The organism is Hyalangium gracile, from assembly GCF_020103725.1.
In the GTDB taxonomy this organism is placed as follows: Bacteria; Myxococcota; Myxococcia; order Myxococcales; family Myxococcaceae; genus Hyalangium; species Hyalangium gracile.
Map to the genome: position 1 here is coordinate 261,773 of NZ_JAHXBG010000005.1, position 25,396 is coordinate 287,168.

General features: G+C 68.9%; 22 protein-coding genes and 1 tRNA gene. 7 read left to right on the forward strand and 16 right to left on the reverse strand.

Annotation, left to right across the window (positions count from 1 at the left end; translation table 11 throughout):
* Positions 1-149: 149 nt before the first annotated feature.
* A complete protein-coding gene (locus KY572_RS11840) occupies positions 150-1,616 on the reverse strand; it encodes an O-antigen ligase family protein (protein ID WP_224242680.1) in 1,467 nt (488 codons plus the stop codon).
* A gap of 179 nt (positions 1,617-1,795) precedes the next feature.
* Here KY572_RS11840 and KY572_RS11845 point away from each other — a divergent pair, with 179 nt between their 5' ends.
* Positions 1,796-2,956 (forward strand): acyltransferase family protein, encoded by a 1,161-nt coding sequence (locus KY572_RS11845; protein WP_224242681.1) that lies wholly within the window; start codon positions 1,796-1,798, stop codon positions 2,954-2,956.
* Here KY572_RS11845 and KY572_RS11850 read toward each other — a convergent pair.
* The gene (locus KY572_RS11850) at positions 2,953-3,693 is read right to left on the reverse strand and encodes a hypothetical protein (protein WP_224242682.1); all 741 of its coding nucleotides are present in this window, start codon (positions 3,691-3,693) and stop codon (positions 2,953-2,955) included. The two genes, KY572_RS11845 and KY572_RS11850, sit on opposite strands and share 4 nt — an antisense overlap.
* Before the next feature lie 583 nt (positions 3,694-4,276).
* A tRNA-Thr gene (locus KY572_RS11855) sits at positions 4,277-4,349 on the reverse strand.
* Positions 4,350-4,599: 250 nt separating this feature from the next.
* Here KY572_RS11855 and KY572_RS11860 point away from each other — a divergent pair.
* Complete coding sequence (locus KY572_RS11860; protein ID WP_224242683.1) at positions 4,600-6,150, forward strand: Glu/Leu/Phe/Val family dehydrogenase; 1,551 nt, start codon at positions 4,600-4,602, stop codon at positions 6,148-6,150.
* 70 nt (positions 6,151-6,220) lie between these two features.
* On the opposite strand, the gene KY572_RS11865 is transcribed toward KY572_RS11860, so the two are convergent.
* Complete coding sequence (locus tag KY572_RS11865; RefSeq protein ID WP_224242684.1) at positions 6,221-6,568, reverse strand: PilZ domain-containing protein; 348 nt, start codon at positions 6,566-6,568, stop codon at positions 6,221-6,223.
* Positions 6,569-6,731: 163 nt separating this feature from the next.
* On the opposite strand from KY572_RS11865, the gene KY572_RS11870 reads away from it, so the two are divergent.
* A complete protein-coding gene (locus KY572_RS11870; RefSeq protein ID WP_224242685.1) occupies positions 6,732-7,367 on the forward strand; it encodes a DUF6066 family protein in 636 nt (211 codons plus the stop codon).
* 173 nt (positions 7,368-7,540) lie between these two features.
* On the opposite strand, the gene KY572_RS11875 is transcribed toward KY572_RS11870, so the two are convergent.
* From KY572_RS11875 to KY572_RS11905, 7 genes are all read right to left on the reverse strand, one after another.
* Positions 7,541-8,974 (reverse strand): trypsin-like peptidase domain-containing protein, encoded by a 1,434-nt coding sequence (locus tag KY572_RS11875; protein WP_224242686.1) that lies wholly within the window; start codon positions 8,972-8,974, stop codon positions 7,541-7,543.
* 64 nt (positions 8,975-9,038) lie between these two features.
* The gene (locus tag KY572_RS11880; RefSeq protein WP_224242687.1) at positions 9,039-9,671 is read right to left on the reverse strand and encodes a nucleotide exchange factor GrpE; all 633 of its coding nucleotides are present in this window, start codon (positions 9,669-9,671) and stop codon (positions 9,039-9,041) included.
* Positions 9,672-9,794: 123 nt separating this feature from the next.
* Complete coding sequence (locus tag KY572_RS11885) at positions 9,795-10,043, reverse strand: hypothetical protein (protein WP_224242688.1); 249 nt, start codon at positions 10,041-10,043, stop codon at positions 9,795-9,797.
* Between the two features lie 94 nt (positions 10,044-10,137).
* Positions 10,138-12,189: an ATP-dependent zinc metalloprotease FtsH gene (ftsH, locus tag KY572_RS11890; RefSeq protein WP_224242901.1), complete on the reverse strand. Its 2,052-nt coding sequence runs from the start codon at positions 12,187-12,189 to the stop codon at positions 10,138-10,140.
* 132 nt (positions 12,190-12,321) lie between these two features.
* Entirely contained in the window at positions 12,322-13,257 is a 936-nt protein-coding gene (locus tag KY572_RS11895) for a hypothetical protein (RefSeq protein ID WP_224242689.1), read from the reverse strand.
* A 1-nt stretch (position 13,258) separates the two neighbouring features.
* Positions 13,259-13,666, reverse strand: coding sequence for a (deoxy)nucleoside triphosphate pyrophosphohydrolase (locus KY572_RS11900; RefSeq protein WP_224242690.1), 408 nt, complete (start codon positions 13,664-13,666; stop codon positions 13,259-13,261).
* A 121-nt stretch (positions 13,667-13,787) separates the two neighbouring features.
* Positions 13,788-15,017, reverse strand: a complete 1,230-nt coding sequence (locus KY572_RS11905) for a serine/threonine-protein kinase (RefSeq protein ID WP_224242691.1) — start codon at positions 15,015-15,017, stop codon at positions 13,788-13,790.
* Between the two features lie 174 nt (positions 15,018-15,191).
* On the opposite strand from KY572_RS11905, the gene KY572_RS11910 reads away from it, so the two are divergent.
* The 4 genes from KY572_RS11910 (at position 15,192) to KY572_RS11925 (ending at position 18,983) form a co-directional block, all read left to right on the forward strand.
* On the forward strand, positions 15,192-15,422 hold the full coding sequence (locus KY572_RS11910) for a helix-turn-helix transcriptional regulator (RefSeq protein WP_224242692.1): 231 nt from the start codon (positions 15,192-15,194) through the stop codon (positions 15,420-15,422).
* Between the two features lie 10 nt (positions 15,423-15,432).
* Complete coding sequence (locus tag KY572_RS11915) at positions 15,433-16,818, forward strand: MBL fold metallo-hydrolase RNA specificity domain-containing protein (RefSeq protein ID WP_224242693.1); 1,386 nt, start codon at positions 15,433-15,435, stop codon at positions 16,816-16,818.
* Between the two features lie 240 nt (positions 16,819-17,058).
* On the forward strand, positions 17,059-18,213 hold the full coding sequence (locus tag KY572_RS11920) for a BON domain-containing protein (RefSeq protein WP_224242694.1): 1,155 nt from the start codon (positions 17,059-17,061) through the stop codon (positions 18,211-18,213).
* A 44-nt stretch (positions 18,214-18,257) separates the two neighbouring features.
* Positions 18,258-18,983 (forward strand): BON domain-containing protein, encoded by a 726-nt coding sequence (locus KY572_RS11925; protein ID WP_224242695.1) that lies wholly within the window; start codon positions 18,258-18,260, stop codon positions 18,981-18,983.
* Positions 18,984-19,056: 73 nt separating this feature from the next.
* Here the strand turns inward: KY572_RS11925 and KY572_RS11930 are convergent, their stop codons facing one another.
* The 5 genes from KY572_RS11930 to KY572_RS11950 form a co-directional block, all read right to left on the reverse strand.
* On the reverse strand, positions 19,057-21,426 hold the full coding sequence (locus KY572_RS11930; protein ID WP_224242696.1) for an FdhF/YdeP family oxidoreductase: 2,370 nt from the start codon (positions 21,424-21,426) through the stop codon (positions 19,057-19,059).
* A 102-nt stretch (positions 21,427-21,528) separates the two neighbouring features.
* Positions 21,529-21,957, reverse strand: a complete 429-nt coding sequence (locus KY572_RS11935; protein ID WP_224242697.1) for a hypothetical protein — start codon at positions 21,955-21,957, stop codon at positions 21,529-21,531.
* Positions 21,958-22,185: 228 nt separating this feature from the next.
* Positions 22,186-23,079 (reverse strand): CheR family methyltransferase, encoded by an 894-nt coding sequence (locus KY572_RS11940; protein WP_224242698.1) that lies wholly within the window; start codon positions 23,077-23,079, stop codon positions 22,186-22,188.
* Between the two features lie 16 nt (positions 23,080-23,095).
* On the reverse strand, positions 23,096-23,653 hold the full coding sequence (locus tag KY572_RS11945; protein ID WP_224242699.1) for a chemotaxis protein CheW: 558 nt from the start codon (positions 23,651-23,653) through the stop codon (positions 23,096-23,098).
* Positions 23,654-23,662: 9 nt separating this feature from the next.
* On the reverse strand, positions 23,663-25,372 hold the full coding sequence (locus KY572_RS11950; RefSeq protein WP_224242700.1) for a methyl-accepting chemotaxis protein: 1,710 nt from the start codon (positions 25,370-25,372) through the stop codon (positions 23,663-23,665).
* Positions 25,373-25,396: the final 24 nt, after the last annotated feature.

Consider the following 25,396-nt stretch of genomic DNA (forward strand, 5'->3'; position numbering starts at 1 on the left):
ATGACAGCTCCACTTTCATGGGGCTATCACGACCCGCCCCTTGTCTGCTTTCGCGCGGTACAGTGCTCTAATTCGAGTGAATACCGCAAGTGTTTTGCTGGATAGCCAACTGCTTCGTCTGCATAGGGCTTGCGCCTGGGTGTCAGGGATTACCCAGGGCGACGAATTCGAGAAGGGACACATGAAACTCGCACTGCCGGTGCGTGGCTCGGACTCAAGGAGGGCCGCGCTGGATACACGGCTGCGAGCGCGCCAATCAGGATGTGAAGCAAGAACAGCAGCGGCGTCTGGCGAAACTCCCATTCGACGATGCTCTGGGAGAAGGCGCCAGCCAGGCCGAAGAAGACTCCCACGCCGAAGCGGGAGCGAAACGCGGGCGAGCGCTTGAAAAGAAAGCTCCCGGCCATCCAAAGCCAGCACAGCCAGACCCAGGTAAAGAGGATGACGCCCGGCCAGCCTGTCTCGCCCAGGGTGATGGCATAGAGGCTGTGGCCGGGGGGCGCTTGCGGATCATCAATGTTCGAGTCCGCCGGGATGGGGCCGTCTGGCGGCAGCTCGTCCGTCCCGCGATAGGGCAGGTAATGGGCTCCAATCATCGGGCCATACCGATTGGAGACGCAGTAGGACCAGTTGTTCAGCCCGCATCCCCAGAAGTTCTCGGCGGACATCAAATCCGCCAGGACCAGGTACGAACCGCGCCCCTCGTGAGCCTCGCCCCCAAACTCCTCCTGGAGTCCACCCTCCGAGGCGAAGCGGGCCTCGAAAGCGGGGGCCAGCCTGGCGTAGAGCACCGCCCCCGATACACAGACCAGGCCCGCTACCGCGAGCTTTCTCGGGGTGATGCGCCAGGAACCGCACGTCAGCCCCACGGCGAGCAGCAGCAGCGCGATGGAGAACAACCCCGCTCGCGAGACCGTGAACATCACGGACGTCGTGCCCAGGAACGCGGCGATCCCGCACAGCCTCCGCAGCCGCTGGTCGGCGTCCGAGAGCGCCACCGCCAGCAGCAGCGGGACCGCGATCAGGTTGTACATCGACAAGGCGTTGGGGTGGCTCAGCGTGCCCTCGGACCGTGCGTGTCCCAGGACGAGGCGGGCGTAGATCGTCCAGGACCACTCGTAGATGACCGCCAGGGACAGCGCCCAGACGAGCCGGCGCAGATCCCTCTCGTTCTTGACGTAATGCGCGAACGCCAGGAACACCATGATCGCGCGCAGGGCCTTCGACAGCTCGAAGAGGCCGAACAGCCGGGGCTCCGACAGGACGACATTCAGGGCGTTGTACGAGAAGAACACCAGCATGCTGATCAGGCTGACGGGGCGCTGGCGAGGGCACGCTGGCCGCGCGCTCCTCCACTCGTCCACCAGGATGAAGAGCCACAGGAAGTCGAGCCAACACAGCTCGAAGCCCCGCGTGGTGCCCCGGTACCACTCGCGGCTGTAGAAGTTGATGGACACCAGCTCGGGCTCGGTGGTCCCGAAGACCATCAGGGCCGCACAGAAGTCCTTGAGCCGTGGATACCTCCTCACCAGGGCAACGCCCACGGGAACGGCGACCGAGCACAGCGCCAGGAACACCAGGCTCTTGGTCTCCATCCATGGCTGAGTTGCAGGCATCGTGCCCTCGTCCGGCCACCCACGCCTCCCGGGCGGGTCGCGGAGCGGGACAAGCGGACGTCCCAGACTGAGACAGCCGGGACGGCAAGAGGGCGGTGAACCTGTGCCGCCGGGAGCACGATCCATGCATGGGGGTGGTGGAGCCGGGCCGCCCTTCTCGAAGGCCCTGGGCGGGAAGCATGCGCAACCAGACCGTTCGCCAGGTGCTCTCTGATGACCTGTTCTTCGTCCGCGGCACCAGCCTGGTGCTCGTGGTGCTCATCCATGTGATGGGAGTGGAGCCCTCTCAGGGAGTCCGCCAGCTGCTCTCTCCGGAGCCCGAGGCACTGCGGTTCGCCGCGGGCCTCATCCACAGCTTCAACATGGCGGTGATGCTCATCAGCTCGGGCGCGGCGGTGTCGCTCTTCGGGGAGCCGGACACCTCCTTCCGGCAGTTCGCGCACAAGAAGCTGCGCAAGCTCGTCGTCCCCCTGCTGGTATGGGCCCCTGTCTTCCTCGGAGTCCACGAACTCTCCCAGGCATGCCCGAAGACCCTCGAAGGGTGGCTGGCGCTGCTGGGCAGGCTCCCGACCGCGTGGTTCCCTCCCTATGCCATCTTCTGGTTCATCCACGCGCTGGTGGGCTGTACCTGGCTGGCGTGGGTGTACAAGCGCCTCGTGCCCGCCCCGAGCCGATGGGAGGGGCTCGGTTACCTGGGTGGGGCCGTCGTGCTGCATGCCGTCGCCGAGAGCTGGGGCTCCGCCTTGGATGGCGCTGGCATGAGGTACCTCCGGCTCATCCTCTTCTCGAACTGCTTCTTTGGCCTGGGCATGAGCCTTGCCCCCTGGCTGGCGACGGCGCACCGAAGGCTGTCCCGACTGCCCCTGTCTCTCCAGGGACTGCTGCCAGGGGGACTGCTGGGAGTGCTGGTCTGGCTCCAGGCCTCGAGGTCCAGCGAGGAGCATGGAGAGCTCCGCCTGCTCCTTGGCCCGCTGGGGTTCTGCATGCAGCTCACCCTGGCCGTCTTCTGTCTGGGTGTGGCTCGGCGCCTGAACTCCGGGAGGAAGGGGCTGGCGAGCTGGATCGTGTACCTGGGCTCGATCAGCATGCCGCTCTACCTCTTCCACATCTACTTCGTGTCCGGGCTCAGGCTGGTGTTGGTGCGGGTGCAGCCCGAAGCGCCGCTCGCCCTGCATCTGGTGCTGGGTACGATCGTGGGACTGCTGGGGCCCTTGAGCCTCTACCTCCTGCTCAAGAGGAACCGCGCCTTCCGCTGGAGTATCGGTCTGCCCCGGGCCCCAGAGGATGCGTCCAGGGCTTCGCCCTCCCGAAGCTCCGGGTCCGCGATCGCTGCCCGCTAGCCCTTGCGCCCCGGGCCCTCCACGAGGTGAGCGATCTCCAGCTCGAAGCCTCTGGCCTTCATCCCCACCAACACCTGGCGCAGCTTCTGCGAGATGAGCAGCCTCGGTTCGGGACGCAGTTCTCCCTGCCTCATCCCGAACAGCTTGTCCGTGCGACACCAGTCGCTCTCGTCCCAGCCCTTCCGGTGCACGTACAGCTCTGAAATCTGGTTCAGCCCCGCGACATGCCCGTTGGGACAGCGGTGCCTGTTCCCTTCATCCAGATCGAATGGGTGGTTGCCGGTGACCGTACGAGCATGGAGCTTCAGCGGCTTGGAGGTGATGACGAGCTGACTCCACTCCGCTGGCGCGAGGCCTGATCGGCCCCGATGGCGTACGGGACGAAACTCCGCCCCGTGGAGCCCCTGATCACGACAGGCCTGAACCACTCGCGGAGAAACGACGACCTCGCCTGCAATCGTCTGAGCGATGTCCTTGCCCTTGGGGATGCGACGCGTGTTGAGGATGAGATCCGATACCTGCCGAGCACCCGCGCCGCAGTGCCCGCACGCGACCGAATCATCGTACTCGGTGCCGCACATGGCGCCCGGAGGCTCGAAATGCGCGCGCACCACCAGGTGCAGCAGCTCCGCCGACCGGAGCTCGTCCTCCTCGTAGTGGCGGTGGATGTCCCATCCCAGGAAGAAGGACGCTCCCTCCTCGGTGAAGCGATGGTCGAGCTGGCTGATCTGCTGCACCCGACGATCGTTGCGAGGCAGGACGACTTTTCGGACGCTCCCCCCTGGCAAGGTAACCCCGAGCCCGGGTTCCAGGAAACGAGCCGCGTGGCGCTCCGGAATACGGAACTCGAAGGTCTCACGCATGGCTACGGCTGGATGCCAATGAGTTGGGGAGTGGGGTGCTCTGCATAGACCTCCATGAGAATCTCGAAGAGCCTCTGCGGGTCGGGCCTTCTTTGACCATAGGGCCACCTCTGCCGGAAGGCCTGGGTGATGGCCTTGTGATACGCCGTCGGCAATCCAGAGGCTCCCACCACTCGGCAGGGAGGAACGCACCCGGAAGCCGGTGCTCAGCCTCCACACTCGGCCACTCCACGAAGACACCCGTGCGGGCAAAGGCAGAAGCGGCCGCTCCAGGCCCCGCCGCCTCTCTCCGCCCCTTCCTCTCACTCGCCGTGCAACCCACGAGGACCAGGAGCGACAGACACGCGGACAGGGCTACGGAGCAGCGCATGGGAGCCCGATTCTCCGCTGGAAACACGGCCCAAAGAAAAAGGGCCGGCTGCTCTCGCAACCGGCCCTCAAACACCTGATTTCTCTGAGCCGACATCCGGATTTGAACCGGAGACCTACTGATTACGAATCAGTTGCTCTACCAACTGAGCTATGTCGGCGAACCGTGGCGGCGCGAATACCATGCACCCTTCTGTGGGGCAACGTCTTTTGTTCGAGCCCCCTCTGCCGACCCCTCACCTACCGACCGGTCGTGAGGTCATCCGTGACACACTGCGTCGGCTAAGTGCCCGAGATCTCATTAGTTTTTGACACAGATCGAGGCCGGGCCCGGTTGATTCCCCGTGGAGCCTGTGAGCATAACGGCCCCGGTTGAACCCCCCTTCGCCTCACGCAAGGAGCTGTTGCCACATGGCTAGCGAAGAGAACTTCATGCGCGCCCCCGCGCCCACGCCGAAGCGCACCATCTACACGGAGGCGATGGAGATCTTCCACCGCGCCGCCGATCTCATCGGTCTGGACAAGCGCGTCCGGCTCGAGCTCGAAGAGCCCGACTACGAGCACATCTTCTACGTCACCACCAAGCTCAAGGACCGTCTGGTCCCCCTCGCCCCCGAGGAGGCCAAGGCCTTCTCCGATCTCTCCGTCACCCAGGTGCGCAACCCCGACGGACTTGAGCGCCTTGCCGACGGCAAGATCATCCTAAATGGCCGCGCCCTGCTGGGCTCGGACGTATCCATCCGCCGTGGCCACCTGCGCCTGCCCGATGGCGGCGTCTACCAGCTGGTCCCCGGCGAGTCCCAGCGCTTCAAGGCCTACCGCGTCCAGCACAACCAGGCCCGCGGCCCCTACAAGGGTGGTATCCGCTACCACCGCGAGGTGTCCCTGGATCTCTTCAAGGCCCTGGCCGCGGAGATGACGTGGAAGACGGCCATCTCCGAGGTCCCCTTCGGCGGCGGCAAGGGTGGCATCCAGATCGATCCGCGCCAGTACGGCAAGGAGGAGCTGGAGAACATCACCCTGCGCTTCATGTACAAGCTCAAGAGCCTCATCGGGCCGAACATCGACATCCCCGCCCCGGACGTGGGCACCAACGGGGACATCATGGCCCTCATGTACCGCCAGTACTCGGACGGTGAGCGCGAGCGCCACAACATGCGCGGCATCGTCACCGGCAAGGACGTGCGCATCGGCGGCTCCGAGGGCCGCGTGAAGGCCACCGGCCAGGGCGTCGTCTACTGCATCGAGGACTACTACGCCGACCGCGGCGAGACGCTCAAGGGCAAGACGTTCACCATGCAGGGCTTCGGCAACGTGGGCTCCCACTGCGCCGCCATCCTCTGCAACCTGGGCGCCCGCCTGCTGGCCGTCAATGACGCCGACGGCTCCATCTACAACGGCGACGGCATCGACGTGCCCGCCCTCATGGCCTACGTCAACGATCCGAAGAACCTCAAGAAGAGCGTGGCCGGCTTCCCCGGCGCCCAGCGCATCGAGAAGAAGGATCTCTGGGAGATCCAGGCCGACATGCTCATCCCCGCCGCGCTCGGTGGCGAGATCACCGCGGACGTGGCCGAGAAGCTCAAGGTCAAGCTCATCGCCGAGGGCGCCAACGGCCCCACCACCCCCGAGGCCGACCGCGTCCTGCAGAAGCGCGGCATCGATCTCATCCCGGACATCATCGCCAACGCCGGCGGCGTCACGGTGAGCTACTACGAGTGGATCCAGAACAAGCGCATGGAGCGCTGGAGCGAGGCCGAGGTGGATCAGCGCCTCGAGAAGGCGATGAAGCGCAACTACCGCATCATCCGCGACATCTCCCGCAACCAGTCGCGCAAGACGGAGATGCACGACAGCCGCCAGTACACCATCGGCAAGGTGGTGGACCCGCGCTGCGCCGCGATGATCCTCGCGCTCAAGCGCATCGAGGCCCACTACCTGCTCGAGGGCTTCTCGCAGTAACCGTCCCGCGCCTGCCGGCGTGAGACAGGGCCCGGTTCCCCGCTCCGGGGGCCGGGCCCTTCGTGCTTCCTCAGTGCATCACCCGCTCGCGATCCACCAGCAGCAGCGGCGCCTCGTCCTGCGTCTCGTACGCCACGATGCGCAGGCCCACGCCCCGGCTGTTGCCCTCGCGCCCGTCCTGCTTCCCGTACGCCAGCGCTACCTGGTAGCGGACCTCGCACAGGCACGTCATCTCCGTGCCGTCCTCGCCCGCGAAGGTGATCTTCAGCTTCTCGCCCAGCGGCAGCGGCTCGCGCGTTTCCACGAAGAGCCCCCTCGCGCTGATGTTGCGCCCGATGCCTCGCGTCATCCCATCCCGCGTGCTCAGGTAGACGGTGAAGACCTTGTCGAACCGAAGATGTGAACGGCGCTCGTTCAAGCGGTGGTGCCTCCAAGAGGTGAGGCACACAAACTACATGGTGGGCTCATGTAGTCAAAATATCTACTCCTCGCTACCTGTGCGTACCCATTGAAGAAGAGGTGGCTTCAGCGATCGGGAGTGGCACGATCCGCGCCCCACCCTTCCCGGAGTTGTCGCCACCGTGAATCGCTTCCTCGTCACCGTTGCCCTGCTGCTGCCCGCGCTCGCCCTGGCGGACGTGGATCCCCGCTTCGCTCGGATGCGTGACGCCGCCGAGCCGCTGGGAGGCCTGAGCGCCTTCCTCAACCGCTACATCGGCGAGTGCGGAGACATGTTCGCCAGCAGCGACTGCCGCACGAAGGCGGACGAGTTCCGGAAGAACTACCGGGGCAAGAAGATGTACATGATCGTCACCGAGGACGTGGCGACCATGGTGTCCCCGGGCCCGTACCAGCCAGCCACGGGCAACTTCATCATCAACATCCTGCCCTTCTTCCCCGGTGGGAAGTACGCGCTGACACACGGCACGCCGAAGAAGACGGACGCGCAGGGCAACCCCGTGCTCCCGCTGCTGAGCGTGTCCGGCACCACGCCGGAGGGGTGGACCGGCGGCATGTTCGCGCGGCTGTTCTCCTCCAAGGGCATCCGCGTCCAGGTCGTCTTCACCCCGCTGGACATCTGGAGCCTGCCCAAGCCCTCGGGCGGGAAGACGTTCGGCGTGGCCGCCCGCGTGGAGGCCATCCTCCTGACGGAGGGGCGCACCGGCGAGGAGCTGGGGCTCTGGCTGGACGGCAAGGACGCCCCCAAGAAGAAGTAGCCGGCTCCCGTGCCAGGGCAGCTGCCTGGCCAGGGAGGCGCCCTGTCAGCGAACCGGTACCGAACTGGTATGACAAGCAGACCAGTTCGGACCGAATTCGCCCGGCAGGGGGACGGACCGGACGCGGGGTTAGAGCTTGAACGTCCACGCTCACCGAGTCCACGTACCCGGGCTCAGGGTGAGAGCGCCACGTATTGCTGAACCTCGCCGCGCTGCACCCGCAGCAGGACATTGGCGCCCGCGCCCTTCTCCAGCGCCGCGCGCACGCCCGCCACGTCCTTCACCCGGCGGCGGTTCACCTCGGTGACCACGTCCCCGGCGATCAGGCCCGCCTGCGCCGCGACGCTGCGCGGCACGACGCCCGTCACCAGCGCGCCCGCATACGGCTCGTACCCCATCTGCGTGGCCACGTCCGGCGACAAGTCTCCCAGCACCAGCCCCAGCTCCTCCACGTTCCCTGGGCTGGAGAGCGCCCGCAGTGTCTCCGGCGCCGGACGCACGGACAGCGTCACCGACACCTCCCGCGTCTCGCTCCCACGCATGAGGGTCAGCTTCGTCTCGGTGCCGGGTGCCATCAGCGCCACCTTGCGCAGCAGCTGCTGGTAGGAGGCCATGGCCTTGCCGTTCACCGCCAGCAGGCGGTCTCCCGGACGGAGCCCCGCCTTGGCCGCGGGGCTCTTGCGGTAGACGTCCTTCACCACCAGCGCGCGCCCGTCATTGCGCGCATCCGTGCCGGGGTACGCATCGTCGATGTCCACCCCGAGCCACCCGCGCTCCAGCCGGCCGTTCTCGCGCAGGTTGGGCAGCAGATCCTTCACCATGTTGATGGGCACCGCGAAGCCGATGCCCTGCCCCTGGCTCATGATGGCGGTGTTCACGCCCACCACCTCGCCACGCATGTTGAAGAGCGGGCCGCCCGAGTTTCCCGGGTTGATCAGCGCGTCCGTCTGGATGAAGTCGTCGAACACGCCTATCCCCAGCACGCGCTCCTTGGCGGAGATCATCCCGTGCGCCACCGAGTGATCCAGCCCGAACGGGTTGCCGATGGCCACCACCCAGTCCCCCACCTCGAGCCGGTCCGAGTCTCCCAGGTATACCGCCGGGAGCACCTCCGGGCCTACGTCGCTCAGCCGCAGCAGCGCCACGTCCGTGGACGCATCCCGCCCCACCACCTGGGCATCGAACTCGCGCCCGTCCGCCAGGCGCACGACGATGGCCCGCGCCTGGGCCACCACGTGGTTGTTGGTCACCACCAGCCCGTCCGGCGTCAGCACGAAGCCCGAGCCCGTGGAGCGCCCCGAGACGCCCATCTTCGGCACGTTCGCCGTGGTGATGTTGACGACCCCCGCCTCCACCGCGTGGATCAGCGGCGCCAGCGAGGTGGGGGGAACGAAGTGGGGAATGCCCGGATCGTCGGCGGCGCGCTCACGCCACAGTCCCAGGGGTACTCCCGGGCTGGAAGGCCGCTCCACGGGAGGGTTGAGGAAGGCCGCCTGCTCCCGAGCCCGCGCCTGGAGCCAGGCGTCCACGCCCGGGTCCGCCATCGCGGACGAGGCGAGCACCAGACTCGACAGGAGCAGGCAGCGGAGCGAGCGGAGAGAGACCATCGTTCGGGTCATGGCGACGGAGGCAACAGACACCCCCCTCGCCTATTTCCCGCCGGGCAGCCGGTCAAGCCTGCGCTGGGGCCACGTACTTGGCCACCTTCACCCGCGCCGGACGGATGACCCGGTCCTTCATCCGGTAGCCGGCCCGCACCTCGGCCACCACCTTCTGATCGTCCTCCGGCTGGGGGGTGATCTCCATGTCGGCCGCCTCGGCCGTGTTGGGATCGAACGGCTGGCCCACCACCTGGAGCCGCTCGATGCCCAGCGACTGCACCTTGGAGAGCAGCCCGTCGCGGATCATCTTCACGCCCTGCCCCAGCGGAGAGCTGGCCTCCTGGCCGCTCATCGACAGGCAGCGGTCCAGCTCGTCGATGGCCTCCAGGAGCGAGACGGCCACGTTGCCGCGCTCCACGTCCATCATCCGCTCGCGCTCGCGGGTGAGCCGCTGCTTGAACTCCTCGCGGTCCTTGTTGACCGCCTGGTAGGCCCGCGCCAGCTCATCCACGCGGCGGCGAGCCGCATCCAGCTCCGCCTCCAGCCGCTGCCGCTCCGCGTCCTGCCCAGGCGGAGCCTCTTGCCGAGGAGCTGACTCCTCGGCAGTGGTGCCCTCCGGCGGTTGCCCCTGCTGCGAGGCCACCGACTCGGCGGTGCGGGACTGATCCTGGCTCTTGTCCTCAGTACGGGGATTGCCGTCCATGTCGAACCTGCGTCGATCCATTGACGCGGGAGTACGCGCCGTTGTGGGTGTCGTCCAATTCCTACATCCCTGAACAGCCCGAACGTAACCGCCGTGTCGGGTCTGTCAACGCGCGGCGTGCTTCTAGTGCTCGGAAGGAGCCGGCTCCTGCTCCTCGAGCATGAAGCCGTGATCCACCTGGCCGGTCACCTCGTCGATGATCTCCACCTGGGCTGCTCGCAGCGAGTAGTAGAGCAGCCAGCGCTCGGCGGCCGTGAGCGTCCCGGCCGGCAGGGCGCTCTCGATCTCCTGCACCGTCAGCCGGCCCTCCCGAAGCCCCTTCGCGAAGAGCGCCTTTCGAGCCATGTAGCTCTTCCCAATCCTGTTCTCCACGGCCGCCGCCTCCTTTTCGTCCTAACGTAATTCTTGTTTTTGACGCCGCAGGAAGCGGCACGTTCCGACGCCTGTCCCACAGGGAAGCAGGCGATCAGGCGTCGGTGGTGGCGCTCGCGTGCTGGGTGGGAGGATTCCCTTCCTGCTCGCCGGCGGGATGAGCGGCGACGACCTGACGGGCCTCGGGATGGATCAGGCCGCGCTCGGCCACCACCTTGGGCCCCAGGATGGCCACCATGGCGTCCTCGTCCACCACCTCCGTGGCGAGCAGGCGCGCGGCCAGGGCCTGCACCTTGTCACGGTGGGTGGAGAGCACCTCGCGGGCGCGGTCGAGCGCCTCGGACACCATCTTGCGGACCTCCTCGTCCACCATGCGCGCCGTCTGCTCGGAGTAGGAGCGGGACTCGGGCACCCCGGCGGAGCGCAGGAACGCCGAGCCGTGATCGCCGCCGAGCGCCACCGGCCCCAGCGTGCTCATGCCGTACTCACGCACCATCAGCCGGGCGATCTCCGTGGCCTGCTTGATGTCGTTGGAGGCGCCGGTGGAGATCTCCCCGATGAAGAGCTCCTCCGCGGCGCGGCCGCCCATCATGCCCGCCATCTTGTCGCGCAGCTCCTCCAGCGACATGAGGTAGCGGTCCTCGAGCGGCAGCGACATGGTGTAGCCCAGCGCCGCCAGGCCGCGCGGGATGATGGACACCTTCGTCACGCGCTCGGCGTGGGGCAGCATCCAGCCCACCACGGCGTGGCCGGCCTCGTGGTGCGCGACGATCTCCTTCTCGCGCTCGTTCATCCGGCGGTTCTTCTTCTCCAGGCCCGCCACCACGCGCTCGATGGCCTCCTCGAAGTCCGCGCGCATGACGAAGTCGCGGTTGCGCCGGGCGGCCAGCAGCGCCGCCTCGTTCACCACGTTGGCCAGGTCCGCGCCCGCGAAGCCCGGCGTGCGAGAGGCGATGATCTTGAGGTCCACGTCCGGCCCCAGCTTCACGTTGCGCGAGTGGATGACCAGCACCTGCTCGCGGCCCCGCTTGTCCGGCCGATCCACCAGCACCTGCCGATCGAAGCGGCCCGGGCGCATCAGCGCGCTGTCCAGGATCTCCGGCCGGTTGGTGGCCGCGAGGATGATCAGGCCGGTGCGGCCGTCGAAGCCGTCCATCTCCGCCAGCAGCTGGTTGAGCGTCTGCTCGCGCTCGTCATGGCCGCCAGCGATGCCCGCGTTGCGGCTCTTGCCGATCGCGTCCAGCTCGTCGATGAAGATGATGCACGGCGCCTTGGCGTTGGCCTGGGCGAACAAGTCCCTCACGCGGGCGGCGCCCACGCCGACGAACATCTCCACGAACTCGGAGCCGGAGAGGCTGAAGAACGGCACGCCCGCCTCGCCGGCCACGGCGCGAGCCAGCAGCGTCTTGCCCGTGCCTGGCGGGCCCACCAGCAGCACGCCCTTGGGGATGCGCCCACCCAGACGGCGGAACTTCTCCGGCGTCTTGAGGAACTCGACGATCTCCCGCAGCTCGTCCACGGCCTCGTCCACGCCGGCCACGTCCTTGAAGCCCACGCCGGTGTCGGCCTCGGCCTGCACCTTCGCGCGCGTCTTGCCAAAGCTCATGACGCTCTGCGGCCCCTGGCCCATGCCGCCGGTGACTCGCCGCATCATGAAGCTCCAGAACAGCAGCACGAGCCCCATGGGGATCAGCCAGATCCACAGCACCTCGGAGAAGCCGGACTGGGGCACCGCCTCGTACTGGATGCCCTTCTGCTCCAGCAGCTCCACCAGCTTCTCGTCGCCGGGGACCGTGTACGCCATCCACGGCAGCGCGTTGAGCTCGCCGCGCAGCGCTCGATCCTGCCCCGGCTGCTCCGCCGGCGGCGGGGCGTTGTCCTTGAGGAAGCCCTTCACCCACTCGGGGGAGATCTGCACCCGGCTGAACTGGCCGTTGTCGATGGCCTCACGGAACTGGCTGTAGCTGACGCGGCGGACCCCCGCGTCCTGGAAGACGTTCCGGAACAGCAGGAAGCCCAGGACGAGCAGGAGGATGTAGCCGAGCGGTGAGCCCAGCTTGAAACCCTTGCCTGGCGTTGCTGGCTTCTCAGGCTTCCTGGCCCGTGGGCCCGGTCCCCCAGAAGGAATCGGATCCTGCTGCTTCATCGTCGGCACGCTCGCCCTCCCCGGCCTCGGACGACATGTGCCGAGGCGTCACACCTGTCGGCCAAAGATGGTCACCACCTCCAGTCCGTCAACCCGACGCATTTCTCTAGGTGTTCGCGTCCGAACTTCGAGTCAACGGCAGTCAGTGCGATACAAGGGTTGCCCAGTGAACTCAGACCCGAGCAGATAGCCCCGTCCCCCCGGCGTGAAGGTGACGGCCTCCGACTGGGCCTGGCTGGCTCCGGGCACCTCGGCCACCTCTCCGGCGATCAGCTCCTCCAGGCTTTTTGCCTGAGCGCGCCGCACCTCCCAGACGCGGGTATAGGTGCGCAACAGCAGACGCTCGCCCGAAGGGTTCAGGTCCGCACCGGTGGTCAGCCGATCGACGTCCTGCGGCGCGCGCAGCGTCCCCAGCTTCCTGGCCTTCACCCGCTCGTTGGGGCCCAGGCCATCCAGCGCGTAGACGTCCCCCAGCGAGTCGGGTGTCTTGGTGATGACAGCCAGTCGCCCCGTGCGGGCGTCGATCAGCAGCGACTCGGCGTTGTGGGGGGTGTCCGGGTAGGTGAACGCCAGCGCCTCGACAGGCAGGGTGGCATCCACGAGCTGCTCCGGCTCCGGCACGCGGAAGACGCGCACCTGCTCCCGCTTCTGGAAGTTGTCTCCAATGTCCGCCAGGTACAGGCACGGCGGCGCGTCGGCCCGGGGCTCGCAGGGGCCCACGGCGATGTCCTCGATGTCCCGCGGCGTGGAGCCCGTCAGCGTGAGGGTGGCACGGATCTTCCCGCTGTCTTCCACCGCATACACCCGGAAGGCGTTGTCCGAGTCGTTGTGGGCCCAGAAGACGCCGGGGTGCCGGGCGCTGGCCGCCAGCCCGGACAGCTCGGCCAGCTCCACGGGCACCTCGCCCGTCTTCCGGGGAACACCATAGAGGGTGCAGCCGGGCACCCCGACGGCGGGGGGATAGAGGGCTCCGGCGTCCGGGGTGGAGTCCTGCTGGGACGTGGCGGGCTTGGAGCTCGAGCAGGCGCACCCGAGGCCCGCGAGCAGGACCAGGGCCAGGCGTCGCACGTCAGGCTTCCAGGTCGAGCAGCTTCGCCAGCGTCTTCGCGTCCGCGTCGGGGAACTGGTACTGCGACATCTGCTCCAGCGTCACCCAGCGGTGATCGTGTACGCGCAGGTGCTGGATGGGCGCCTTCGAATCGCGCAGCCGGCAGCGGAAGACGCGGAAGTCGATGTCGTACTTCGGATACTCGTGGTGGGTGTGCATGGCCTCTTCGAGCACCACGACGTCCACCCCCATCTCCTCGCGGATCTCCCGCGCGAGCGCCTGGGGATCGGTCTCCCCCTCCTCCACGCGGCCACCCGGGAACTCCCACAGCAGCGGGAGCGACGCCTTGGGCGGTCGCTGGGTGATGAGGTAGCACCCTTCGTCGTTCTGCAGCATCGCGCCCACGACGCGGATCTGACGGCGACCCATACGTTCTCCTGTCTCCTCGGAGGGGAGAGGGGCGGCCTAACACAGCACCCGCCCGGCGCCAATCACCGTCAAAGCCTGTGCACGTCCGGGCAGGGGCGCTACCCCTGCCTGCCCTCCCCTCTCAACGGGAGGGAGCCTCCCGCTTGCGGCGCCCCGCCCCCGCGGCGGTCCCCCGGCGTCCCGAGGGGCCCCCGGCAGCCTTGTGGGCCGCCTGGGCACTCGAGGAAGGGAGCGCTCGGGAGGAGGCGCCCTTGGCCTTCCCGCGAGACGTGAGCCGGACCAGGGCCGCCACCTCCCGCTCCGCCTCCCGCCGGCCATAGAGCTGGCCGATGCGCCACAGGTGCAGGCGCAGCTCATGGCCGAACTCCTCGCACGAGGCGTAGCGGTCCGTCCGGCGCGGGGCCAGGGCGCGGCGGAGGATGGGCCGCAGGCCGGCGGAGAGGTTGCGGGTGGCCTCGGCCACGTCCCGCGAGGTCAGCTCCCGGATCTTGCTGACGAAGCCCCACGTCAGCTTCCGGATCCGCGCCCGGAGATCCATCACGAGCGCGACCGCGGCGCGATCCCCGGTCCCCAGCGCGGAGGCCTCCTCCACCCGACGGCGGAGCTCGTGCAGCTCCTGGGTGACGCGATCGGAGCCCTCGATCAGCGGCCGGCCCGTGAGCAGGTGCAGGAGCACGGCGGCCAGCGAGAACTGATCGGCGCGCCCGTCGATGAGCCCCTTGCGCGTCAGCTCGGGCGAGGCATAGGCGAGGTTGCCGGGCAGCACGTCATCCTCGGTGGGCTGGCGCTCCGGCAGCGAGGCCCAGACGGCCCCGAAGTCGGAGAGCTTCACCTCGCCCCGGGTGCCCACCAGGAGGGTGCGCGGCGACACGTTGCGGTGGACCAGGCGCAGCCAGCGCCCCTGCTCCGTGGTGAGCATGTGGGCGTGGTGGAGCGCGTCCGCGGCCTCGGCGCCCAGGTAGCACGCGAAGGCCTCCGACAGCGGCTTGCCCGCCTGCGCGGCGAACTCGAGGATGGTGTCCAGCCGGTGCCCCTCCACGTACTCGAGCACCAGGTAGGGGTCTCCAGCGGTGCCCTCCAGGTCGTGCATGCCCGCGATGCCCGGGTGCCTCAGCCGCGCGGTGATGGCCACCTCCTCCATGAGGCGCCGGTAGTCCTCCTCGCGGCAGTCCCGGGCCAGCCGCTTGAGCACGACATAGTCCCCCGTGTTCGTATCGAAGCGCCGACGGGCGAGCAGCAGCTCTCCGTGCCAGGTCTGCTCCAGGGGCTGGATGAGCTCGTACGTCGTACGGCCGGATTGCAGGAGCACAGGACCTGTGGCCGACGGACGGTCCGAGGGGGTGCTCGACATGAAGGGGCTCCTCATTTCGTTCGATTGGGGCTGGGGACCTTCCCCCAGGAGACAACCCAAAGGGTAAATTTTCCGCGACTCTACGTCGAGAGTAGCCCCAGCGGGGAAGATCGGGTGGGAAAGACGCGCCGGGGTTTCCTGGCATAGGCTGGCCTCCCCCATGGAGGCCCTCCCTTGAGCCAGCGACAACGGGCCCTGGCCCTCGGCGGCGCCATCCGGGCGGCCCGCGAGCGCGCCGGGCTGACCCAGGAAGAGGTCGCCAGCCGGATCGAGCTGCACCCGATGACCTACGGCGGCATCGAGCGTGGCCGGCTGCTGCCGAGCGTCTCCACGCTGACTCGAATCTGCGTGGCGCTGAAGCTCGACCCTGACACGCTGCCTGACCTGAGGGACGTGCGCGACTAGACTGGGGCCCATGGCCTCCATCCAATTCCTCGGTGCCGCGGGCACCGTCACGGGCTCGAAGTTCCTGCTGGAGCATGACGGCCGGCGCGTGCTCATCGACTGCGGGCTGTTCCAGGGCAAGAAGGAGCTGCGGCGGCTGAACTGGGAGCCCCTACCCGTTCCAGCCAGCAGCCTGGACGCGATCGTCCTGACGCACGCGCACATCGACCACACGGGCGGGCTGCCGCGCGTGGTGCGCGACGGCTACGACGGCCCGGTCTACTGCACGCCCGGAACCCGGGATCTGTCGGCGCTGCTGCTGCCGGACTCGGCGCACCTGCAGGAGGAAGAGGCGCGCTACGCCAACAAGGAGCACTACTCCAAGCACCAGCCGGCGCTGCCGCTCTACTCGGTGGTCGATGCCGAGCGCACGGTGAAGCTGATGGAGTCGTTCGGCTACGAGCGGCCCAAGCAGATCCTCCCCGGCATCACCCTCACCTTCTACCGGGCGGGCCACATCCTCGGCTCGGCGGTGTGCGTGTTCGACCTGAAGAGCAGCGGGCAGCGCGTGGTGTTCAGCGGAGACCTGGGCCGCTACAACGCGCCCATCCTGAGGGATCCGCAGGGCGTCCCCTCCGCCACCACCCTGGTGGTGGAGAGCACCTACGGGGACCGGGAGCACGGCGACACCCAGCCGCAGGAGGCGCTGTGCAACGCGGTGAAGCGGGCCTTCGATCGGCGCGGCATGGTGATCATCCCCGCCTTCGCCGTGGGCCGCACCCAGGAGCTGCTGTACCACCTGCGCAACCTGGAGGAGGCGGGCCGCATCCCCGAGGTGGATGTGTTCGTGGACTCGCCCATGGCGTGCGACGCCACCCCCATCTACCTGGCCCACCCGGAGGAGCACGATCTGGCCATGAAGGGGCTGGTGGAGCGCGGGAAGACGCCGCTGGCCACGCGGCGCACGCGGTTCGTCACCTCGCCCCATGACAGCAAGCGGCTCAACCAGCTGGAGGGGCCGGGCATCATCATCTCCGCGTCGGGCATGGCCACGGGCGGGCGCGTGCTGCACCACCTCAAGCACCGGCTGCCGGATGCGCGCAACACGGTGCTCTTCGTGGGCTACCAGTCCGAGGGCACGCGCGGGCGCCGCCTGCTGGATGGGGAGAAGGAGCTGAAGATCCACGGGCAGATGATCCCGGTGGCGGCGGACATCCGCGTGGTGAGCGGCTTCTCCGCGCACGCGGACTGGACCGAGACGCTGCGCTGGATGGAGGGCTTCGAGTCCCCGCCCCGGCAGACGCTGCTGGTCCACGGCGAGCCCTCGGCGCTCCAGGCCCTCAAGAACCGCGTCGAGTCCAAGGGCTGGAAGGCCGCCGTGCCCCGCTACATGGAGCAGGTGGAACTGGCGGGCTGAAGCCCCTCCCACCCGAGCCTCCTCGCCTCCTCCTCGGGCGGTCGGGACATCGTTGCCGGTGGCCAGCGCGGTCACGACCTTCACATGCGCGGGGGGAAGTCCGGTCGGCAGCGCGGAGAGCGCCCGCGTTGGCGGCCTCCACGTGCTCACACCAGTGCCTCCGCGGGGAACGCCCACCCGGCCAGGGGGCCGGGCGAGGGCTCGTGCATGGGGCCAGGTGCAAGCCCCTGGGAGGCCGAGATGGCGGACAGGCGTGACGACCGAGAGCAGTGGTGGCGAAGGGATCCGGAGACCGAGCGGCGCATCGAGCGGCGGGCAGACATCTACCGGGGCTCGGATGAGCGGGGCTACGGCGGTGGCGAGCGGCTGGGCCGCGAGTGGGAACGCGGCGATCCGGGTGGCCCCGAGCGCTCAAGGCGGGGCGAGTCCCTCCGGAGCACCGACGAGGAGCGCTTCGACTGGGGAGGAAGAGGCGTCGAGGAGCGCTCGCCCCGACAGCGCGGCGAGCGCAGGGTCCGCGAGCTCGGGCATGAGCGGGAGGTGCGCCGGTACTCGGACTACGAGCGGGAGCCGCCGGACCACGGCTACCGCGAGCTCTCCCGGGACGACCGGCGGGCCAGCCCGAGCGGCGCCTTCCATGATGAGAGGCGTGAGCAGCGCGCCCGTCCTCGGGGCTACGGCGACCGCTCCCGCGACCTCCGGGACATTGGAGAGGTGACGGATGCCGAGGGCCGACACCGGCACTACAACCTCGCCGGGCTCCATGACATGGACGACCTGTCGGAGCTCCGCGAGCGCTACCGGGAGCGCCGCCGCGAGCGGGACCATGAGCCGCGCTACGGCCACGGCCCGGGCGTCGAGAACATGGAGGCGCCGCGGGTGGGGTACGGCACCAGCATGACGCGGCGGGACCCCTCGGACCGCGAGCTGGGCCACGGCGGCTTCATCGGTGACACCTGGCGCGCGGGCCCGCAGCGTCCCCTGGGGCGCGCTCCGAAGGGGTACCAGCGCTCGGATGACCGCATCCGTGAGGACATCTGCGACCGGCTGATGATGAGCTGGATGAACGCCGAGAACGTCGACATCCTGGTGCGCAACGGCGAGGTCACCCTCCAGGGCACGGTGAAGAGCCGGGACGAGAAGCGGGCCATCGAGGCGCTCGCGGAGTCCGTGCTCGGGGTGAAGGACATCAGCAACGCCCTGCGCGTCGAGCGCGGAGAGCAGGTCCGCGCCGAGGCCCGGCCCGAGCTCGGCGGCGAGCCAATGCCGCCCCCCCAGAACCTCAAGGATCGGCCCCAGGCCCAGGAGCGCCGGGGGCAGGCCGAGGAGCGGCGCGCGGGGGACCAGGAGCAGACGTCGGTGCGGCCGCCGGGAGACACCTCGCTGCACTCGTGACGCGGCACACGTTGGGCACACACCTTCACGAGGAGACTTCGAACATGGCGAATCGTTATGGCTACGAGGATGAGCCCCGGCGCTGGCACGAGGGCAGACGCGCCGACCGCGAGCCCTGGCAGGAGCGGGAAGTCGGCGAGCGCCCCGGAGGCGGCTACGGCATCGGAGGCGCCGAGCGCGGCTACAACATGGGCGGCCACGGGGGCATGGGGAGCTACGAGCAGGGCTACAGGCCCGGCAGCTACGACCGGCTGCTCGACGCGACCGAGCGCTACCACGCCGCGCGTGGAAACCCGGACTACGGCTGGGAGCGGGACGAAGACGAGCGAGACTGGTACACGCACCGGCCCATGCCGCCCTCGGTGGGGTTCGGCGGGGAGCCCTGGAGTGACGAGTGGATGAGCTTCGAGCACTCCCGGAGCGAGCGCCCGCGGCAGGAGCCTCGCGCCATGGAGTGGACGGCGAGGGGCCGCGGCCCTGGCAAGGGGCCCAGGAGCTACACGCGCTCGGACGAGCGCATCCACGAGGATGTATGCGAGCGGTTGATGCACAGCCCCTACGATGCCAGCGACGTCGAGATCACCGTGAGCCGCGGCGAGGTGACGCTGGCGGGGACGGTGCGCAGCCGGGCTGACAAGTGGGGCATCGAGGACGTGGCGGAGTCCGTCCTGGGCGTGCAGGACGTGCACAACCAGATCCGCGTGAACCGCGAGGGCTTCCAGGCGTCCGAAGTCACCCTCGGGGGCGACACGGGACACCTCCACTCGTGAGTCGAGGCTCGGGGCGCTGGCGATGTGGACAGCGCCCTGCCCTGCTCATCGTGCGCTTGGCGGAGGCAGCGGCTCAGCCGCTCGCGCCCTCCGATGGCGCCACGCTGATGACCACCGACTTCGAGGCGGGCGTGCGGCTCTTCTCCGCGTAGCTGTCGATGGGCACCAGCACGTTGGTCTCGGGGAAGTACGTGGCCGCGCACCTCCTCGGAATCCGGTACGGCACCACCACGAAGCGGCGCGCCACCCGCTTCTCGCCCCGGAAGTGGCTCGTCAGATCCACCACCTGGCCCTCGGACAGCCCGAGAGAGCGCATGTCCTCCGGGTTCAGCATCACCACCCGCCGCCCGTTCCGGATGCCCCGGTAGCGGTCGTCCAGCCCGTACAACGTCGTGTTGTACTGGTCGTGGCTGCGGATCGTCATCATCAGCAGCTGCCCGGGCCCCAGCTCGATGCGCGGCAGCGGGTGCACCGTGAAGCGCGCCTTGCTGTCCCCCGTGGTGAAGCGCCCCTCCCGCGGCCCGTTGGGCAGGTAGAAGCCTCCGGGCTCCCGCACGCGCTGGTTGAAGCGCTCGAAGCCCGGGACCACTCGCGAGATGCGCTCCCGGATCCGATCGTAGTCCTCCACCAGCCCCAGCCACTCCACCTGGCTGCGCGAGCCCAGCACCGCCTGGGCCAGCCTGGCGACGATCTCCGGCTCGCTGCGCAGGTGCTCGGAGGCCGGCTGCACCGCGCCCCGCGAGGTGTGCACCACGCCCATCGAGTTCTCCACCGTCACGAACTGCTCCCCGCCCGTCCGCACATCCCGCTCCGTCCGCCCCAGGCACGGGAGGATGAGCGCCCGCCGCCCGTGCACCAGGTGCGCCCGGTTCAGCTTCGTGGACACATGCGCCGTGAGCCGCGTGCGCCGCAGGGCCGCGGCCGTGAACTCGGTGTCCGGCGTGGCCGAGAGGAAGTTGCCCCCCAGCGCGAACAGCACCTTCACCTTCCCCTCGTGCATCGCCCGGATGGTGGCCACCGTGTCCAGGCCCGGAGCCCGAGGCGGCTCGAAGCGGAACTCCCGCCCCAGCGCCTCCAGGAACGCCGGGCTCGGCTTCTCCACGATGCCCATCGTCCGATCGCCCTGCACGTTGCTGTGGCCTCGCACCGGACACAGCCCCGCGCCCGGCTTGCCGACGCTGCCTCGCAGCAGCGCCACGTTGACGATCTCCTGGATGTTCGCCACCGCGTTCTGGTGCTGGGTGAGCCCCATCGCCCAGCAGAAGATCGTCCGCTCCGAGCTCGCCAGGATCCCCGCCGCGGCGACGATCTGCTCCTTCGCCACGCCGCTCTGCTCCACCACCTCGTCCCACGAGACGGCGCGCAGCGCCTCCACGTAGGCCTCGAAGCCCGTCGTCCGCTCCCGGATGAAGTCCTTCGCCAGCACCCGCCCGGGCCGCTTGGCCTCCTCCTCCAGCAGCGCCTTGCCCAGCCCCTTCAGCAGCGCCACGTCTCCATTGATGCGCACCGGGAGCCACAGCCGGTTGATCGCCGTGCCCGGCCCCATCAGCTGGATCAGCTCCTGCGGATGCTTGAAGCGGTTGAGCCCCGTCTCCGGCAGCGGGTTGATGCTGACGATCTGGCACCCGCGCCGCGCGGCGGCCTGCAGCGACGTCAGCATGCGCGGGTGGTTGGTGCCCGGGTTCTGCCCGATGACGAAGATGGCCTCGGCCTTCTCGAAGTCCTCCAGCTTCACCGTGCCCTTGCCGATGCCGATGACTTCATTGAGCGCCGTGCCGCTGGACTCGTGGCACAGGTCCGCGCAGTCCGGCAGGTTGTTGGTGCCGAACTGCCGCACGAAGAGCTGATAGAGGAACGCCGCCTCGTTGCTCGTCCTCCCGGAGGTGTAGAAGCACGCCTCGTCCGGCGAGCCGAGCCCGTTCAGCTCCTCGGCCACCAGCGCGACCGCCTCCTCCCACGTGAGGGGCTCGTAGTGCGTGGAGCCCTCGCGCAGCACCATCGGGTGCGTCAGCCGCCCTTGCTTGCCCAGCCACAAGTCCGACTGCTGGGCCAGCTCCGCCACGCTGTGCTGGCGGAAGAACTCCGGCGTCACGCGCGCCTTCGTGCCCTCCTCCGCCACCGCCTTGGCGCCGTTCTCACAGAACTCCGCCACGGAGCGCTCGGCGTCCGGATCCGGCCACGCGCAGCCCGGGCAGTCGAAGCCGTCCTTCTGGTTCACCTGGAGCAGCAGCTGGGTGCCGCGGATCGGCCCCATCTCGCCCCAGGCGTGCTGGAGCGACGACATCACCGCGGGCACCCCACCGGCCACTTCCTGCACGGGGCCCACCTCCGGGGCCTTCGGCTCCAGCGGCGGCTGCGCGCCTGGCAGCCCCGGGACGAGCGTCACCGGAGCACCTGGGGACTCCTCCGGGACGACCTGCTCCGTGCTTCGCGCTTCCGCCATGGGGGGCTCCTCCTGAAGAACGCCCGGGCCGGGCTGCTCCGGCACGGTCGCCTGCCCCACTCTACCGCCCTGGCCGCGCGGAGCACGCGCCAGGCAAGCGGCTCAGCACTCGGTGGTGCCCGTGGCTTCGATGACGAACACCTTCCTGGGGAAGCTCGGGATGTACAGGTCCCCGTGGTCGCAGGTGTCCTCCGTCTTCGTCCGGAACCAGTGGAAGTTGCCGGTGCTGTACTCCTGCTCCGCGCCCATCTCCGCCTCGATGGCCGGGATCACCTGGTCCAGGTACTGGAGCGAGGTGCGGGTCTCCTCCCGGCTCCGGCCAACGCCCGCCTGCCACGGCAGGTTCACCGCATCCGACGCGCCCTGCTGGAGCACCGCGGCCATCAGCTCCTCCGGGGTGAACTCGCCCTCCGGAGTCTCGATCTCGAAGGCGCGCACGGTGGCGTGCCCCGCGGCGGCCTGCTGGATCTCGGCGCTGACCGGGACTTCCCGCAGGGCCACGGTGCTGAGCGCCTGGGTGCGCTTCTTCACCTGGGCCTGAGAGGTAGGCTTCGGTGCGTCTTCCTGAGAGGGATTACTACAACCAACCCCAAGAACCACCACCAAGGAGAGGGATAGCAGCGGAAGACGCATCGTCCTGGCTCCTGTCTTCGCGGAACTCATGCACCGCGATTGAATAATTCCACAGTAGGAGAATTTTACAGAAACATCAAGCCAGGGCGGCATTCCCTCCCGAACAAGCAAAACCAGCAAACCCGCTCAGCCCGCCAGGCCCGGAGCGTAGATGGTGGACTGGACGAGCCGGACGCGCTGGGTGAGTCCGCCCAGGCTCTCGGCATGGCCGACGAAGAGGAAGCCCCGCGGCGAGAGGTGATCCACGAGCCGGTCGAGGGCCCGGCCCTTGGAGGCCGCGTCGAAGTAGATGAAGACGTTGCGGCAGAAGAGCAGGTCGAACCGGCCCAGCGTCGGGTAGCGCTCGTCGTTGAGGTTGAGGCGCTGGAAGCGCACCAGGGGACGCAGCTCGGGGCCGGCCTTCATCCATCCCTCCTGGCTGCCGGTGCCACGGAGCATGAATGCCTTGAGGTAGCGAGTGGGGATCTCCTGCGCCCGCTCCACCGGCCAGAGCATCTGGCGCGCCCGATCGAGGATCCGCGTGGACAGATCCGTGGCGACGATCTCGATCTGCCAGCCCTCCTCCGCCGGCAGGTGGAGGCGCAGCACCATGGCCAGCGAGAAGGCCTCCTCTCCCGTCGAGCACCCCGCGCTCCACGCCCGCACCCTGCGCGCACCCGAGCCCGGATGCCCCTGCGCCCTCCAGCGAGGCAGCACCTCCTGCTCGAGGAACTCGAAGTGCCGGGCCTCGCGGAAGAAGCGCGTCTCGTGCGTGCAGATGGCATCCAGCAGTCGCAGCCGCTCCTCCGCATCCTCCTCCACCTGGCGCAGATAGGTGCCGAAGGAAGGGCCGCCCAGCTCGCGCAGCCGGCGCGACAGCCGCCCCACCAGCAGCGCCTTCTTCGTCGGCGCCAGGTAGATGCCCGCCTCGCGGTAGATGAGCCGCTGGTAGCCCTGGAAGACGCGGTCGGGGAGCTCCGAGGGGCTCGAGGGGAACTCCGGCTCGCCCGAGGGGAGCTTCGACAGGGCGTCCTGGATCATGGGCCGTGCTCCGTCCTCAGGCCTGGGGCTCGCCCGCCTCGGCTCCCGCGGGAGGAGCCTCCGGCGGCGGAGGTGACTCGGGCGGCGGCTCGGTGGTCACGGCGCTGGCGGCCCGGATCTCCTGGGCGTTCAGGACGCGATCGATGTCGAGCAGCAGGATGAACTTCTTGCCCGCTCGTCCCAGGCCCACCAGGTAGTCGGCGTGGATGGGAGTGCCGAACGCGGGTGGGGGCTCCACGTCTCCCGAGCCGAGCTCCAGCACCTGCCCCACGGCGTCCACGAGCACGCCCATGACCAGCCGCTCCCCCTGGAACGTCACCTCCACCACGACGATGCAGCTGCGGCGATGGACCACGCTCGGCGGGAAGCCGAGCTTCATGCCCAGATCGACCACCGGCAGCACGCTGCCGCGCAGGTTCGTCACGCCGCGGATCCACTCGGGAGCGCTGGGCACGCGCGTCACCGCTTCGTACTCGACGATCTCCCGGACCTGGAGGATGCGCAGGGCGTACTCCTCTCCGGCGATGAAGAAGCTCAGGTATTGGACGAGGGGCTCGGGCACGGGCTGGCTCATGGCGGGCTTCTAGAAACGCTTGAACTCACGGTCCTCATCCGGCAGCGCGGCGGGGCCCTGCTCACGCCCCGCGGGAGGCGTCTCCTGGCCGGTGGGCTTCGTGTCGTGGACCGCGGCAGCCAGGAGCTGCGTGGAGGACCTGCCCTGCTCCCCCAGCTCCGGCGGGGCCGAGCTGTCTCGGGGCGCTCGCGGCCGTGACGGCCTCCAGTCCTCCTCGGCCACGCGGAAGAACGACACCAGCTGCTGCAGCGTCTCGGCCTGCGCCGACAGCTCCTCGGCGGTGGCCGACAGCTCCTCGGCGGCCGAGGCGTTGCGCTGCGTCACCTGCTCCACCTGCAGCATCGCCCGGTTCATCTGCTTCACCCCCGAGGCCTGCTCCGCGCTCGCCAGCACCACCTCCTGCACCAGCTGGGCCGTCATCTGGATGGACGGCACCAGCGCCTCGAGCAGCTCGCCCGAGCGCTGTGCCACCTTCACGCTCCGGCTGGCCAGCGCGCTGATCTCCTTGGCCGCCGCCTGGCTGCGCTCGGCCAGCTTGCGCACCTCCGTGGCCACCACCGCGAACCCCCGGCCGTGCTCCCCGGCCCGGGCCGCCTCGATGGCGGCGTTCAGCGCCAGGAGGTTCGTCTGGTACGCGATCTCCTCGATGATGTCGGTCTTCTCGGCGATCTCGTTCATCGCCGCGACCGTCTCGGTCACCGCCTGCCCGCTCTGGCCGGCCTCCTGGGCGCCCTTGAGCGCCATCTGCTCCATCCGCCGGCTGTGCTGGCTGTTCTGCTCGATGGTGGCGCTCATCTCCTCGAGGCTGGCCGTCGTCTCCTCGACGCTGCTGGCCTGCTCGCTGGTGCCCAGGGACAGGTGCTGCGAGGAGGAGGAGACCTGGCCCGCCGCGGACGTCAGCGCCACCGCGCCCTCGCGCATCTCGCTGAGCACGAGCGCCAGCCGCTGCGCCATGCCGCGCATGGCAGTGAGCAGCCGGCCCGTCTCGTCCTCGCTCGTCGCCTCGATGCGGACCGTCAGATCGCCCTCGGCGATGCGGTCGGCCACCCGCACCGCCTCGGCCAGCGGCTGCGAGATGCGCATCGCGATGAGCGTGCAGAAGAAGAGCCCCAGCAGGATTCCCCCCACCACCAGGATGGTGACCCAGCGCCGAGCCTCATCGTGGGTATGCTCGGCGGACTCCGCGACCTGGCGGCTGCGCTGGTCGCCGAACCGCAGCAGTTGATCCAGCTTGGAGGAGAGCGCTTCGTAGTGCTTCGCGGACTGGCCGAAGAGGACCTCCTGGGCCTGCGAGTCGGCGTTGCGCCGGGAGTCCTCGAGCAGCCTCTGGTTCTCGGCGAGGTAGGCCTGCCATTGCGCCTTGAACTCCTCGATCAGGACGCGCTCCTCCTGCCGCGGGGCGAGCGCTTCATAGGCCTGGAGGTTCTGCTCCACCGCCGCCTTCAGCTGCTGCATGACGCGCTCGGCCTGCGCCATCTGCTCCGCGTCCTCGGTGAGGATGTGCCTCAGCTCGAAGATGCGGAAGCCCGCCGCGTTGCCCTGCAGGTCCGCGGCATGGACCAGGGTCGGCATCCGCACGCGCGTCATGTGGCGGGAGGCGTCATGAAGCGTGTCGAGCTGATCGAGGGCGAACAGGCCCAGTGCCGTGGAGATCCCCAGCAGGAGGGCGAAGGCGACGAGCAGCTTCTTGAAGATCGGCAGGTTCTGGAACCAGCTCATGATCGTTCCGTGAGCGCTCCGGGC